The organism is Alcanivorax sp. P2S70 (genome assembly GCF_000475295.1).
Lineage (GTDB): Bacteria > Pseudomonadota > Gammaproteobacteria > Pseudomonadales > Alcanivoracaceae > Alcanivorax > Alcanivorax profundi.
Genome location: NZ_AXBZ01000034.1, coordinates 201,173 through 216,490, shown reverse-complemented (window position 1 = coordinate 216,490; position 15,318 = coordinate 201,173). Strand labels below are relative to the sequence as shown.

General features: G+C 61.3%; 10 protein-coding genes. 6 read left to right on the top strand and 4 right to left on the bottom strand.

The annotated features are described in order from the left end of the window. Positions 1-75: 75 nt before the first annotated feature. The 5 genes from Q672_RS28220 (at position 76) to Q672_RS28200 (ending at position 7,903) form a co-directional block, all read left to right on the top strand. Positions 76-3,345, top strand: a complete 3,270-nt coding sequence (locus Q672_RS28220) for a carboxyl transferase domain-containing protein (RefSeq protein WP_022985864.1) — start codon at positions 76-78, stop codon at positions 3,343-3,345. A gap of 273 nt (positions 3,346-3,618) precedes the next feature. Next, positions 3,619-4,962, top strand: a complete 1,344-nt coding sequence (locus tag Q672_RS28215; protein ID WP_022985863.1) for a Na+/H+ antiporter NhaC family protein — start codon at positions 3,619-3,621, stop codon at positions 4,960-4,962. 90 nt (positions 4,963-5,052) lie between these two features. After that, the gene (locus Q672_RS28210; protein ID WP_022985862.1) at positions 5,053-5,898 is read left to right on the top strand and encodes a DNA ligase; all 846 of its coding nucleotides are present in this window, start codon (positions 5,053-5,055) and stop codon (positions 5,896-5,898) included. A gap of 83 nt (positions 5,899-5,981) precedes the next feature. Next, positions 5,982-7,391 (top strand): phospholipase D family protein, encoded by a 1,410-nt coding sequence (locus tag Q672_RS28205; RefSeq protein WP_022985861.1) that lies wholly within the window; start codon positions 5,982-5,984, stop codon positions 7,389-7,391. 68 nt (positions 7,392-7,459) lie between these two features. Further along, positions 7,460-7,903 (top strand): acyl-CoA thioesterase, encoded by a 444-nt coding sequence (locus tag Q672_RS28200; RefSeq protein ID WP_022985860.1) that lies wholly within the window; start codon positions 7,460-7,462, stop codon positions 7,901-7,903. A 7-nt stretch (positions 7,904-7,910) separates the two neighbouring features. Here Q672_RS28200 and Q672_RS28195 read toward each other — a convergent pair whose 3' ends face one another. The 4 genes from Q672_RS28195 to Q672_RS28180 all read right to left on the bottom strand — a co-directional run bounded on the left by Q672_RS28195 (position 7,911) and on the right by Q672_RS28180 (position 12,615). Further along, positions 7,911-8,891, bottom strand: coding sequence for an NADPH:quinone oxidoreductase family protein (locus tag Q672_RS28195; protein WP_022985859.1), 981 nt, complete (start codon positions 8,889-8,891; stop codon positions 7,911-7,913). Positions 8,892-9,181: 290 nt separating this feature from the next. After that, a complete protein-coding gene (locus Q672_RS28190) occupies positions 9,182-10,027 on the bottom strand; it encodes a MerR family transcriptional regulator (RefSeq protein ID WP_022985858.1) in 846 nt (281 codons plus the stop codon). 125 nt (positions 10,028-10,152) lie between these two features. Continuing rightward, a complete protein-coding gene (locus tag Q672_RS28185) occupies positions 10,153-11,895 on the bottom strand; it encodes an SDR family oxidoreductase (RefSeq protein ID WP_022985857.1) in 1,743 nt (580 codons plus the stop codon). A gap of 42 nt (positions 11,896-11,937) precedes the next feature. After that, positions 11,938-12,615 carry a M24 family metallopeptidase gene (locus tag Q672_RS28180; RefSeq protein ID WP_022985856.1) on the bottom strand — a complete coding sequence of 226 codons (678 nt, stop codon included), beginning with the start codon at positions 12,613-12,615 and terminating at the stop codon, positions 11,938-11,940. A gap of 256 nt (positions 12,616-12,871) precedes the next feature. Here Q672_RS28180 and Q672_RS28175 point away from each other — a divergent pair, with 256 nt between their 5' ends. After that, on the top strand, positions 12,872-15,160 hold the full coding sequence (locus tag Q672_RS28175) for a mechanosensitive ion channel domain-containing protein (protein ID WP_022985855.1): 2,289 nt from the start codon (positions 12,872-12,874) through the stop codon (positions 15,158-15,160). The last annotated feature ends 158 nt before the right edge of the window (positions 15,161-15,318 follow it).

Here is a 15,318-nt window from a genome sequence, read left to right as displayed (position 1 = left end):
AGGGATCAATGTCATCACTCCCCCGCTCTGGCTACACTGTGGTCTTTGTGCTTTTGCCCAAGACTGGAGTTCGCCGTGCCCGCCCCCTTTGCTGCCATCCTGATTGCCAACCGAGGCGAGATCGCCATCCGTATTGCCAACGCCTGTGCGGATCTGGGTATCCGTTCGCTGGGGGTGTTTGCCGAGGATGATCAGGCGTCCCTGCACGTGCGTCAGGTGGATGAGGCCGTCGCGCTGCCGGGCAGGGGCGTGCCGGCGTACCTGAACGGCGCGCAGCTGATTGCCATTGCCCGTGAACACCGCTGTGAGGCGATTCATCCCGGTTACGGGTTTCTTGCCGAGAATGCGGCCTTTGCTGAGGCGTGTGCCGAGGCAGGGCTGACGCTGATCGGGCCGGGGGCTGACACGCTGCGGTTGTTTGGCGACAAGGCGGCAGCCCGGGCGTTGGCGGCGCGTTGCCAGGTGCCGCTGGTGCAGGGCACTGATCAGGCAGTGACGCTGGAACAGGCCCAGGCCTTCATGGCCGCGTTGAATGGCAGTGGCGTGATGATCAAGGCCCTGAGTGGTGGTGGCGGACGCGGTATGCGAGCGGTTACTGACCCGGCCGATCTGGCCGCCGCCTATGCCCGTTGTCAGTCGGAAGCGCAGGCCGCCTTTGGTGATGACGCCGTCTATGTGGAGCAGCTGGTAAGCGCCGCCCGGCATATTGAAGTGCAGGTGCTGGGCGATGGCAGTGGGGCGGTGAGTCATCTGTGGGAGCGCGATTGCACCCTGCAGCGCCGCCACCAGAAGCTGGTGGAATTTGCTCCGGCACCGGGGCTGGACCCGGCCCTGCGCGATCGCATTATCGACAGCGCCCTGACGCTGGCCCGGGAAGTGAAATACCAGGGCATTGGCACCTTCGAGTTTCTGGTGGAACCGGAACAGGATCGCTTCTACTTCATGGAAGCCAATCCGCGGGTGCAGGTGGAACATACAGTGACCGAGCAGATCACCGGCGTGGATCTGGTGCAGAGCCAGATTCGTCTGGCGGCCGGTGCCAGCCTGGCGGATCTGCAACTGGAGACGCCGCCGGGGTATGACGGTATGGCGGTACAGCTGCGGGTGAATCTGGAAACCCTCAAGCCAGATGGCGGCACCACGCCAGCGGCGGGCACGCTCACCGCCTACGAGCCTGCCAGCGGGCCGGGGATTCGCGTGGATGGTTACGGCTATGCCGGTTATGCGGTCAGCCCTGCCTACGATTCCCTGTTGACCAAACTGATTGTCTCGGGTGCGGATTATCCTGCTGTGCTGCAGCGCGCCCGTCGCGCCTTGAAGCAAACGCGCATCGCGGGCGTAAACAGCAACCTGCCGCTGCTGCAGGCGCTGTTGGCCAGTGACGATGTGCAGGCCAACGCGGTGACCACCCGGTATGTGGAAACCCATCTTGACCCGTTGCTGGCGGCCCTGCCGGAAGAGGTCGCTTCCGATCTGCCGGTGACAACGACAACGCAGATTGAAAACGTCATTACCCCGGCCGGTTGTGAAGCACTGCTCAGCCCCACCACTGGCGTGTTGGTGTCGTTACTGGTGAAGGCCGGCGCCACCGTGCAGGAGGGCCAGGTGGTGGCCGTGCTGGAAGCCATGAAAATGGAATTCGAAGTGCGTGCCACGGTGGCGGGGCGTGTGCATAGTCTGGCGGCCCGGGAGGGCGATGCCCTCAATGAAGCATCGCCATTGCTGTTTGTGGAGCCGGGTGAGGTGCAGGGCGATGCCATCGCCACGGAAGAAAGCGTGGACCTGGACCATATCCGCAAGGACCTGGCCGAGGTACTGGATCGGCATCAGGCCATCAGTGATGCGGGCCGGCCGAAGGCGGTGGAGAAACGCCACCGCAAGGGCAAGCGCACGGCACGGGAAAACCTGGACGACCTGCTGGATGCCGACAGCTTCCAGGAATACGGCGCCATGGCGCTGGCCGCCCAGCGTCGTCGCCGCAGCAGTGAAGAATTGCAGGCCATGAGCCCGGCAGATGGTTTGATTGGCGGCACCGGCACCGTTAATGCCGAACAGTTTGGTGAGTCGGCCGCGCGGGTCATGGCGATGAGCTACGACTACACCGTGTTTGCCGGCACCCAGGGGATGATGAACCACAAGAAGACCGACCGGCTGTTGCAGCTGGCCGGGCAGTGGAAGATGCCGCTGGTGTTGTTTGCCGAGGGCGGTGGTGGCCGCCCCGGCGATACGGATTTTGTCGGCGTGGCCGGGCTGGATTGCCACACCTTTGCGGCTATGGCTACGTTGTCCGGCCAGGTGCCGCTGGTGGGCATTGGCTCTGGCCGTTGCTTTGCCGGCAATGCTGCTCTGCTGGGGTGTTGCGATGTGATTATCGCCACCGAGGATGCCACTATCGGCATGGCCGGCCCGGCCATGATTGAAGGCGGTGGCCTGGGCCGGTTCACCCCGGAACAGGTGGGCCCGGTGAGCGTGCAGGCCCCCAACGGGGTCGTGGATGTGTGTGTGCGCGACGAGGCCGAGGCCGTGGCGGTGGCCAAACGCTACCTGTCCTATTTTCAGGGCTCGGTGACAGACTGGCAGGCAGCAGACCAGCGGGAACTACGCCACCGCATTCCGGAAAAACGCACCCGCGTGTACGACATCCGCACCCTGATTGAGACCCTGGCCGATACGGGTTCCGTGCTGGAGCTGCGCCAGGCATTTTCTCCGGGAATGATCACGGCGCTGGTGCGCATCGAAGGCAAACCGTTCGGTCTGATTGCCAATGATCCGACCTGTTTGGGCGGCGCGATTGATGCCGTGGGTGGCGACAAGGCTGCCCGTTTCATGCAGCTGTGCGAAGCGTTCGGGCTGCCGATGATTTCCCTGTGCGATACCCCCGGCTTCATGGTCGGGCCGGAGGCGGAAAAGCAGGCCACGGTGCGCCATGTGTCGCGCATGTTCGTTACCGCCGCCAGCCTGACTATTCCGTTTTTTACCCTGGTGCTGCGCAAGGGCTACGGCCTTGGGGCCCAGGCCATGGCCGCCGGCAGTTTTCATTCGCCCTTGTTCACCGCTGCCTGGCCCAGTGCCGAGTTTGGTGCCATGGGCCTGGAAGGGGCGGTGCGGTTGGGCTTTGCCAAGGAGCTGGCGGCGCAGCCCACCCCCGAGCGCCAGCAACGGCTGTTCGACAAGCTGGTTGCCAAGGCCTACCAGCAAGGCAAGGCGCTCAACATGGCCAGCTTCCTGGAAATCGATGCGGTGATTGATCCGGTGGAGAGTCGCCAGTGGATCTTGCGCGGGTTGAATGCGTCCGGCTTCAAGACCGGCACCCACGGCGGCCGTCCGTTTGTGGATACGTTCTGAACGCGCGGTAGGAGCGTCGGTTATTCGCTACGCTCGGTGGCGGCGCGATAATCCAGGCCGGGAAGAAAGATTTACCACAGCAGCTCGACGCCACGGCGATTGAGACACCGGTTTCCCCACGGGTCAGTGTGCTCCGTGGTGAAGAGGGCCTTACCCGGCACCGGAATCGCGCCGCCAGCGACGCTCCTACAAAAGTACGGCACATGCCCCGTGCTACCGACTTGCGGACGAAATCTCTACACTGGTGTGATCATTGATTGATCAGGACGCCGAATGACTGTCTCTGCTCCGACGCCCCGTGCCTGGCCTTTGCTACCGCTGCTGTTCTTTCTGGTGGTGTTTCTCGGCAGTGGCCTTTACTACACCTCCACTGACACCGATTTCGCGTTTTACCAGATCAAGGCGCCGGTGGTGGCCATGGCGGCCATCGTGCTGTTTATGGTGATGGCGCGGGTGGCGGGCCAGCGGTTGAATGCCAGTGTGGAGCGTTTGCTGGCAGGGATGGGCCACCCCAATATTATTCTCATGTGCCTGGTGTTCCTGTTGGCCGGCGCCTTTGCCAGTGTCAGCGACAGCATTGGCAGTGTAGAGGCAACCGTGCAGTTGGGGTTGCGGATTATTCCTGCCGAGTGGGTATTGCCCGCACTGTTTCTTATTTCCGCGTTCATTGCCACGGCTATGGGGACGTCCATGGGCACCATCGCGGCGACGGCGCCCATCGCGGTGGGGTTCGCTTCTGCCACCGGCTTGCCTCTGCCATTGGCGCTGGGCGCGGTGGTGGGCGGCGCCATGTTTGGCGATAACCTGTCGATGATTTCCGACACCACCATTGCCTCGACCCGAAGCCAGGGCGTGTCGCTGAAGGACAAGTTCCGGATCAATATCTGGATCGCCCTGCCAGCAGCGGTGGTGACGGTGCTGGTATTGATCGTACTGGGCGAGGGTGAACACCAGGTGGAAGCAAAGCCGTACACGTTTGCGCTGGTGGTCCCTTACCTGCTGGTATTCGGGCTCGCGTTGAGCGGCCTGAATGTGCTGGCGGTGCTGATCATCGGGATCGTATCGGCGGGCGTGACCGGTATGGTGCTGATGCCGGATTACACCCTTCCCAGCATGAACGGGGCGATCTACAAGGGCTTTGAAGGCATGTTCGAGATCATGCTGTTGTCCATGTTGATCGGTGGCCTGTCACAACTGATGACGGATCAGGGCGGCACCCGCTGGGTGATTGAACGCATCCATGGAGTGACTCGCTGGTTGAAGCTGCCTCTGCAGCGCGCGGGGGAGGTAGGTATTGCCTTGCTGGTGGTGTTTGCCAATGTGTTTGTCGCCAACAACACCGTGGCCATCGTGCTCACCGGTGACATGGCCCGCGACATCGCCACGGATCATGGCGTCGACCTGCGTCGTTCGGCCAGCCTGCTGGATATCTTTTCCTGTGTGGTGCAAGGGTTGATTCCCTACGGTGCCCAGGTGCTGTTGGCCTGTTCCATTGCCGCCATTTCGCCGCTGGCGCTGATTGGCAGCATCCATTACTGCTGGGTGCTGGCGGTGGCCGGCATCGTGGCTATTGTCGTCAATCGTCCACGGCTATCCTCTTCGGCCTCCCCGGTCTGATCTCCTACACGTCTTCCTGAGTTCGGCCTACGCCGGTTTGTGCTGCCTTCTGGCACAGTCCGGTGCGAGGCTGTTGTTCAGGAGTATGTGGTGACTGTTTTTCTGAAAAGTGTGTGCGTTTTTCTGTTCTCTATTGCGTTGCTGGCAGAGGCACAACCGCCGGCGTTGCAGCTGGCCAAGGTGTATCAGCCGGGCATGCCCCTCGACGGTTATTGGGTCAGTGAAAAACTGGACGGGGTAAGGGCCTACTGGGATGGCGCACAGCTGTGGAGCAAGGGCGGCAATCGAATTGCCGCGCCTGAATGGTTTACTCGCGGTTATCCGGATCAGGCCATGGAAGGGGAATTATGGATGGGGCGGGGACGCTTTGCCGAGGTGTCGGCGGCGGTTCACCGGTTGCGCCCACAGGCGCAGGAATGGCGACAGATCCGTTTGATGCTGTTTGATTTGCCAGAATCGCGGCAGCCCTTTGCGGTGCGGGTGCAAGAGATGCGAGCGCTGGTGGTCGCGTCATCTTCCTATACGCTGGGGATGATTACGCAAACCCCGGCCACCGACCACGACAGGCTGATGCTGCAACTGGACAAGGTCATGGCGCGCGGTGGGGAAGGGTTGATGCTTCACCATGGCGATAGCGTGTATCACGCGGGCCGCAGTGATGCGGTGTTGAAGGTAAAGAGCTACCAGGATGCCGAAGCCAGGGTGACGGGACATGTGGGCGGCAAAGGCAAGTTTGCTGGCATGTTGGGTGCCTTGCAGGTGGAAACGGCGGATGGCCGTCGGTTTCGTTTAGGGACAGGTTTCAGTGACGCCGAGCGCCGCGATCCGCCGCCGATTGGCAGTACCGTCACGTTCAAGTATTACGGACTGACGGCCACGGGTCTGCCAAGGTTTGCCAGCTTTTTACGGGTAAGAAGGGACGAACCGGTCAATTAGCGGCCCGCTACCTGCGCTGCCGGCTTGTTCCGAAAAGCACTTTACTGCATGGTGTTCAGCAACACGTTGCAGCAGGACATGGCATGCGCAACCCTTCTTCACCGGTGCAGGAATCCGCAACCGCTGCGTCTTCCCTGTCGCTGGTTTCTGACAGCGATCAGGCATTCACGTTACGTGTGACATTGGCGCGTCTTGCCACCCGAACGCTGGATCTTCAGTACTACATCTGGGACGACGACACCACGGGAAAGCTGCTGATCTACCGGGTGCTGGAGGCGGCTCGCCGTGGGGTAAAAGTGCGGATGTTGCTGGATCACGCCAACCAGTTGGGACGGGATGTGAAATGGGCCGTGCTGGATGCGCACCCCAATATTGATGTGCGCCTGTTCAACCCGTTTCGGGGGCGATTCAAACATTTCCTTCAATGGTTGTACCACGCACCACTGCTGAACCATCGCATGCATAACAAGGCATGGATTGCGGATGGTGAGCATGCCCTGGTGGGCGGGCGCAATATCTCCGATCACTACTTCGGGGTGAACCCATCCAGTAATTTTCGTGATCTGGATCTGTACGCCAGTGGTCCCATTGCTGCCGAGACTCGTGACGCGTTCGAAGCCTACTGGAACAGCGAGTTGGCGGTGCCCATGAAGACCCTGCGTCGCTATGGTCCGGAGCGGGCTGAGCGGGCCTGGCAGTGGTTATCGCGCTGGCGCCAAAGCCTGAAGGGTTACCCTTACCTCTTCCCTCAACATGAACAATTTTTCCGTGACTATCTGACCAGACAACAACAGCAATGCCATGTGGCAAAGCCTGTGTTGTTGTTCGATAGCCCCGCCAAGGCAGCGGGTGCACGGCAGGCATTGATGGGCAATCAGCTGGCGCGGTTACTGGCCCGGGATGATCACCATGAGGTGCTGATCGAAGCCAGTTATTTTATTCCCGGTGAGGACTTCGTCTCGGCGTTATCCGGGTTACGGCAGCGAAACGGCCGGGCGGCGGTGTTGACCAACAGCCTGGCCACCAATGATGTGATTGCCGCCCATGGTGCTTATGCCCGTTATCGCAAGGCGTTGGTCGAGGCCGGAGTGGAACTGCATGAATTGCAGCCCAATGCGCGGGCATTACACCGTCAGGTCAGACTGTTTCGCGGTCGCTCGCGGGCCAGTCTGCATACCAAGGCCATGGTGCTGGACCGACGTGAAGTGTTTGTGGGGTCGTTCAATATGGACCCCCGGTCGGTGCATCTGAATACCGAAATGGGCTATTACGTCGTCTCGGACAGTCTTGGGCAGGAAGTGGCAACCTTCATTGAGGAAGGCTTGGCCCCGGCCAACAGTTTTCGTCTGGAAAGCGACAAGGGCAAACTGCGCTGGGGAGGCGATGGTGACGCTGGGGAGCCGGCACTGTATCGCCATGAGCCGGGGGTCACCGTGTGGCGCCGTCTGATGGCATGGTTGCTGTCGTTATTGCCCATTGAGCGCATGCTGTAACCCACGCATGCTGAGTGGCACTGCTTATGGTCACGCGCCGCTCCCCAAGCCCAACACAAGGACATACCATGACCCAGCCTTTCTGCTTTCGTTTTCGCGTCCGCTATAACGAATGCGACGCCCAACAGGTGGTGTTCAACGCCCGCTATGGCGATTACGTGGACATCGCCATGACGGAGTTCATGCGTGCGTTGGGGCGGGATTACAACCAGCTGCTGGCTCAGGGGCTGGATAACCAGGTGGTGAAACTGACAACCGAATGGCAGTCGTCAGCGCGGTTTGACGATGTACTGGATATCTTTGTGTCGCTCACGCACATGGGCAATACCTCGTTCACGCTGGAAGCCGATATTCGCCATGCGGATGAAGGGCGAGCGGTCGCCCGTTCCGAAGCGGTGTACGTGATGATGACTACCGAGCCGTTTGCCAAAACCCCGGTGCCTGCTGACCTGCGTGAGTTGCTGCAAGCCGGGGCACCGGGTGTGGTGATCGATCAAAGTGGACGTGCCTAGCGGAGTCTCAGTCGGGCGCCACGTTTAGCACCACCTTGCCCTTGGCAGTGCGAGAGGTGAGCGCCGCCAGGGCGCGTTCATACTCTTCAAACGCGAACACTTCACTGATACGCGGCTTGAGCTTGCCCTGACCGTACAGCTGAAACAGTTCCATGATGTTCTGCACGTTGGTCTGCGGCTCTTTCTGGGTGAAGGCGCCCCAGAACACGCCGACAATGGCGCAGCCTTTTAGCAGGGCCAGATTGGCGGGGATTTTCGGGATGTCACCGGCGGCGAAACCGACCACCAGCAGACGCCCGTTCCAGGCCATGTTGCGGATCGCCGCTTCGGTATACTTGTCGCCCACCGGATCGTAGACCACATCCACCCCTTTCGGATAACGCTGCTTGAGCGCGTCCTTGAGGTCTTCTTCGGCGTAGTTGATCAGGTCGTCGGCGCCGGCTTCCTTGGCCACGGCCAGCTTGTCTGCGCTGCTGGCGCAGGCAATGACGGTGGCGCCCATGGCTTTGCCCAGCTCTACCGCCGCCAGGCCAACGCCGCCGCTGGCACCCAGCACCAGCAGGGTTTCCCCGGGCTGGATATTGGCGCGCTGCTTGAGGGCGTGGTAACTGGTGCCGTAGACCATGGAGAAGGCGGCGGCGGTGTGGTCGTCCATGCCGTCTGGTACCGGAATCAGATTGGTTTCCGGCACCAGGATTTCTTCAGCAAAGGCGCCGTAGCCAGTGAGACCCATGACCCGCTGGCCGGGCTTGAAGCGCTGCACGCCTTCACCCACAGCGATCACTTCGCCGGCCATTTCGCCGCCGGGGGAAAAGGGCAGCTCCGGCTTGATCTGGTATTTGCCTTCAATGATCAGGGTGTCAGGGAAGTTGAGACCGGCGGCCTTCACTTTCACCTTCACCTGGCCCTTGCCGGCCTCGGGGGACGGGATGTCGTCGATCACCAGCTTGTCGGCGGGTCCCAGTTCCTTGCACAAGATTGCGCGCATGCGTAGCTCTCCCGGAAATCAGTTTTTATGTGCAGGAAACGCTAACGCTGATAGCGGCATTAGACAAATGCATGGGACGCATTGGGGAAGATAAAGGGGGATAATAGCTGTGAGCTGTGAGCTGTGAGCTGTGAGGGGCCAGCTACAAGCTTCAAGCTGCAACGCGGATCAGGCTGGTGGGTCTTGAATGGCCGTGCCCGCGTTCCCGGGTAATGGCGCGGGCACTGAGGTGCAGAACAGAAAACTTGTCTCGCGCCTTGTCGCTTGAAGCTTGTGGCTTGCAGCTGTTTTCAGCCGTTCTTCTCGATATGCGCCAGCACGTTGGCCAGACGGTCGACAAGAATCTTGTTGATGCTCTTTTCCAGCACCCGGCCGAGTTCGTCGCTGACTACGGCATCGGCCAGCGGGCGGATGCGGGTGATGAAGTCGGCCAGTTTGGGCACGTCTTCCCCTTCGGGCAGGGCATCGTCGCCGTACTTTTCGTCCACCAGATGGTGAATGATCATGCCGATAAAGCGTTCTGCCAGCTTGTCGACTTCTTCACGAACCAGGGTGACATGGGTAAGGACGGCATCCAGCGGAACACCGGCTTCGCTCAGTTCCTTGCCTGCGTTGTAGACGCGAGGATAGGGGATGCGCAGGCGCATGCCTTCAGGAATGATGTAGCCGAGCTTTACGGCTTTGGTCATCACTTCCGGGGTGATGTCCTCGCCGAAGTCGTCGAGCAGATCCTGGTAGTCCAGATAGGAGGGGACGCCCGGGTTCTGCCAGGAAGTCACCGCTACCTCGAGGCCGAGGATGTCATTGAGTTCGCGGCCTTGTTCCCAGGCGCTGAGCAGGTCACGAATGTTATTGAGCGTGTAACCGCGCTCCAGCAGGGCGCCGATGATTTTCAGGCGGGCCAGATGCACATCGGTGTAGATGCCGGTTCGGCCGCGCTTTTCAGGCGGTGGCAGAATGCCGCGGTCCTGATAGGCACGTACGTTCCGCACCGTCGAGCTGCCTTCGCGGGCCAGCTCGTCGATGGTGTATTCCTTGTGGGTACCGGCGTCGGCCGGGGCGTCCTCTGCGGCAGGCTGGGTGTATTTCTTCAGGCTGCGCAGGATGGCTGCGGGGTTACGGTCACTGGTTTTCATGCCGCGATGATAGCCCGGTTTTTGCACAGGCGCTACAGGCTGCAGGCCAGAGTGTGTGCCGGTTCGGGACAGAAGGGTTCGCTGGCCGCAGAGCGGAGTGTCGGTCTGCGGCCAGCGGGTTTGGCTTACGGTGAAAGTTCTACCTGGGCCAGGTTTCTTGCCAGGCTTGGGGTAAAGCGTCCCAGCCATTGCATGCCCACGGCTTCGGGGCTGACAGGGACCACTGCCTGGTTGGTTTCCACGGCGCGGACAATGGCGGCAGCCACCCGGTCGGGGGTAAACGCGCGACGCTGGTAAAGCTTCTGTGCGCTTTCCTGACGGCGGCTCTGTTCATCCTCATCGACACCCACAAAACGGGTGTTGCCGGCGATGGCCGTGTTGACGATGCCGGGGCAGATGGCGCTGACGCCGATGCGGTGATCCGCCAGTTCGGCGCGCAGACATTCGCTGAACATCAGAACGGCACTTTTGCTGGTGGCATAGGCTGGCAGTACCCGCGACGGCATGAAGGCAGCGGCGGAGGCCACGTTGATGATATGGCCGGCCTTGCCCTGATCGATCATCTGTCGGGCGAACAGGCGGCTGCCGTGGATCACGCCCCAGAGGTTGACTCCCAGCACTTGCTGCCAGTCTTTCACACTGGTTTCCATCAGGCCGCCTGACAGGCCGATGCCGGCATTGTTGACGACGATGTCCAGGGCGCCGAATTCCTTCTCAACATAAGTGGCCAGGGTTTCCATGGATCGGGTGTTGCTGACATCGCACTTGCGGCTCAAGGCGGTGCCGCCTTCTGCCAGAATCACATTGGCGGTGGCCGCTGCGGCATCGGCATTGATGTCGGTGCACAAGACGGTGGCGCCGCGGCGGCCGAAGGCCAGCGCGGTCTCGCGTCCAATGCCGGAGCCGGCACCGGTGATCAGTGCCACTTTGCCTGTATCGGGTCCATGGTGGGCGTTGGCATCCACTTTGGCGCGCTTCAATTGGGCGCTGGCCGGGCCGCCCTCGATATGCTGGATAAATTCACGTACCCATTTGGCGGTCACATCGGGGTATTGCTGCAGCGGCCCCCAGTGGCCGGTATCCAGCTCGCGGCGCCAGAGCTGGTCGGTCCATTTTGGCAGGTCTTCGAGCATGGCCGGGCGCACATAATTGTCTTCCCGCGCCACGATCAGTTGCACAGGGACTTTGGTGTAGCGCTCGCGGGGTTTGAGCAGGCAGGGAATCATATTGGCGCGGTACAGCTCGATACCGTGCACACCATCTTTCAACTGGCTGGCGCTGGGTTCGATGTCGAGATTCTCGGTGCGCTTGAGCACTCCGGGCCAGGCCTTGGCCAGCCCGGCTTTCCACAGGGCCGGTGCCAGTACCGGCAGCTGGAAGGCGCCGATGTACCAGGAATGGGACAGTTGATTCAGTACCGCCGCCGGGTTCTGCTTCAGGTTGGTCTTCATCCACTGGCCCACGTGATCCAGGCAGGGGCCAGACAAGGTGGTGTACGAGGCGATGCGCTGTTCCGCGCCGGGGTCGGTGACCGATTCCCAGGTCTGGATGGAGCCCCAGTCGTGGGCCACCAGGTGAACCTTTTCGTCAGGACATTCGGCATCCATCACGGCGTGCAAGTCGTTACGCAGTTCACGCAGCTTGTAGGCGGCGCGCCCTTTGGGCACCGAAGAGTCGCCGGCACCGCGTACGTCGTAGGCGACGACCTTGAAGTCGCGGCTCAGTCGTTCGGCGACTTTTTCCCACACATGGTTGGCATCCGGGTAGCCGTGCACCAGCACAACGGTGGGACTCTTGTCATCGCTCCAGGTTCTGACCGCCAGTTCCACGTCACCGCGGCGTACCTTGCTGTCGCGCCATTGCACCATCTTGTGTGTCCTCGTTGTACTGTCTGTCGACTCTGTCGTCGGTTATTGCGTCAGTGTTGGGGGATCCAGGGTCAGCGCGTCGGCGCCCTGACTCAGCCAGCGTGGGCCATGATCATCCATCACCAGAAACTCATTGCCGGCCACGGTGTGGCCATCGCGGCTGAGGCTGAACTGCCATTGCCACAGGCCCGGGATCAGTGCCCCCTCGGCAATGCGGTTGCCCTCCGGCAGATTGCCGGTGATCGGTGCCAGCCTGTGGCGCTGCTGAACGTCCGGAAACCGCGCCGCCAATTGCTGTGGGCTGTGCCCGTGGGCCAGCGTTGCCGGCAAGGCTTGCCGCCATTCCTCCAGTTCGTGCTGCAGGGCGACCAGAGCCGGTTCTTCGGACGGGCCGGCCAGGCTGGCTTTGGCGGCATAGCCGTTCAGCACGGCATCGCAGCGCAGTATATAAGTCATACCCTGACGGTAGCGGCGCTTGCCCGGTCTGTTGAGGCCAAAGGGGCGAGCGCGGTTGTGGCCGGAAAAACGTACCCTGGGCGGTCGGGCAGGATCGAAGACCTGATGGGCCCGCAGCCAGTCCCGCATGAGTTGTTCGCAGTCGGCAACGGTCATGCCCGGTTGCAGTGAACCGGCAATGATCTGCACGCATTTCTCGGCGTAATGTTTCGCCTTGAGATAAGGGGCCAGCGCCTGCTGGTCCGGGGTCCAGAACGCGGTCATGGCGCCTCCGGGTTGTTGTTAGATGGCTATCGATACTTACACTCGTCAATGTAACAGTCAACTGGCCGAGTTGGCTTTGCACCACGGGGGGCTTTCCTCCAGGGCCAATCGGGTCTTACAAAACTTGAACATTTTCTTCGCGTGAACTTCACATCTTGCTGGCCCTGAGTTGTTAGGGTGGCGGCCTTGAATACCATTCAAATTCTGGCTTCTCCGGGCTGGGTCGAGCGGCGGGTCCGGGGAAAAGGAGAGGAGCGTGTCGCATCAAGTCCGGTTAGCCCCAAACCTCATTCTGCTATTGAGCCTGTTGCTGTCGTTATGGGTACCAACGGCGTCGGCTCAGGCGCCATCCTCCGCGCAAAGCCAATACGGTGAACTGGCCGATGCGCTGGAAGATGACGGTCGTCGTGAGCGCTTGATCGAGCAGTTGCGTGGCCTGGAGCGTGCCGCGGAGCCCGCCCCGTTGGGAATGGAGGGTGAGGTGCCCGCCGCGCAGATTGCGGCCAGCTCGCCCAGTGGCCAGACCGCAGAACAGGTCTCCTTTGCTCGTCGTATGGCCGCGGCAACCGGCAATATTGCCGGGGACCTGGGGCAGCAGTTCGCAGCCATAACCGGGGTGGTAACCGGCTGGTTTGAAAGCGATAGCGGTGCCGGGGTGGCCCGGGCCTCTGAGACTGCGCTGGACATGAAGACGGTGGGGGCCGCGCTGTTGAATCTGGCGATGCTTGTGGTGGCTACCTTTGTGGTGTTCTGGGCCCTGCGGGCTCTCGCAGGGTCGGCATTTATCCGGTTGAGTCGCTGGGCAGGCAGAGGGTCAGAGAAGCTGGCGATCCTGCGTACGGCTGCTGCGGTGGGTATGGCGGCTGTCGCGGATATTGTGGTGGTAGCCCTGGCCTATCTGGCCGGGAGTTTCATCGCCTCTTTGTTGACGGAACAGCTGGCCGCAGATGCCACTCGGTTGGCGCTGTTTCTGAATGCGTTTCTGGTGGTTGAGCTGGTGAAGGCGGGGTTGAGGATGTTGTTCTCCTCCCGGTACGAAGGTTTGCGCTTGCTTCCGGTCGCGGCGGAGCAGGCGCGTTACTGCAATCGCTTTCTCGCCCGCGAGGCGGGGCTGATTGGCTATGGCATGCTGGTACTGGTACCGGTGCTGAACTTCAATGTGTCGCCGTCGGTGGGGAATGGGATGGGTACGCTCATTATGTTGCTGGCCCTGGTGTATGCAGCCCTGGTGATCTTGCGTAAACGGACGGTGCTGCGAACCGCCCTGGCGCAACGGGCCGAGCATCACCATGGCCCGGCCCGCCTGGCCTTGCTGGGCTTGTCACGGGTGTGGCACGGCCTGGCCCTGGCCTATGCCTTGCTGGTGTTTGCGGTGACGGTGTTGAATCCGGAAACGGCGGTGCCTTTCGTGGCCGCGGCCACCTTGCAAACCCTGTTGTATGTGGGGGCGGGATTACTGGTGTCGGTGGCACTGGGACAGCTGATCGGCAAGGAAATCCGCTTGTCTGAGCGTATCAATGCGAGCATGCCGCGGCTGCAGGCGAGGGTGAACACCTATGTGCCGACCGGGTTAAAAGTGATTCGTGCCTTGATCCTGGCGCTGGTGTTGGTGGTGTGTCTGGATGCCTGGAGGGTATATGACCTTGCCGCCTGGTATGGCACTGAGGCCGGTGCCATGACGGTGTCGGCGTTGCTGGATATCCTGATTATTCTGGCGCTGGCGGCGGCGGTCTGGGTGGCTCTCGCCAGCCTGGTCGAGCACAAGCTCAGCCCCGGTGAAAACAGCACCCCTGCACAGGCTGCGCGGGGTGAGACGCTGATGGGGCTGTTCCATACCACGCTGGCGATCACCATTATCATCATGACCGTGATGATTGTGCTGTCCGAGATCGGTGTAGATATCGCGCCGCTGATTGCTGGCGCCGGGGTGTTGGGGCTGGCCATCGGCTTCGGTGCGCAGAAACTGGTGCAGGATGTGATTACCGGGGTGTTTATTCAGCTTGAGAACGCGATGAACACCAACGACTTTGTTAGCGTCGGCAGCCATTCCGGCACCGTGGAGCGCGTGGGTATCCGTTCGGTGGCGTTGCGGGATCTTTATGGTACCTACCACATTGTGCCGTTCTCCTCGGTGGATGCCGTGTCGAACTTTACCCGTGAATATGGCAACCACGTGGGCGAGTACGGCATTGCTTACCGGGAAAGCATTGATGACGCCATCGTGCAGCTGGAGGCCGCCTTCGAGACCCTGAAAGACGGCGAGCACAAGGACAATATTCTTGCCCCCATGACCGTGGCGGGGGTCACGGCCCTTGCCGACAGCTCGGTGAATATTCGTGTGGTCATCAAGACTACCCCGGGCAACCAATGGGCCGTGGGCAGGGCGTTTAACCGGCTGGTGAAGATCTACTTTGACAAGGCGGGGATTGAAATCCCGTTCCCGCATACCACCCTGTATTTCGGTGAAGACCGGGATGGCACGGCGCCTGCGGCCCCGGTGCGATTGACCGATGACCGGGTGGTGTCGACCCAGAGCGGAAAGTAAGCCTTGCCGGTATCTGGCTCAACGCCCGCACTGCTGTGCGGGCGTTTTTGTGTGGTGACTTCCTCAAGGGGCGTGATGGCTATCGGTGTGCCAGGGGATCGAGGGATTTGGGGTGATTTGCCAGAAGGCAAAAAAAAGGGCCGGCAGAAGGTGCCGAC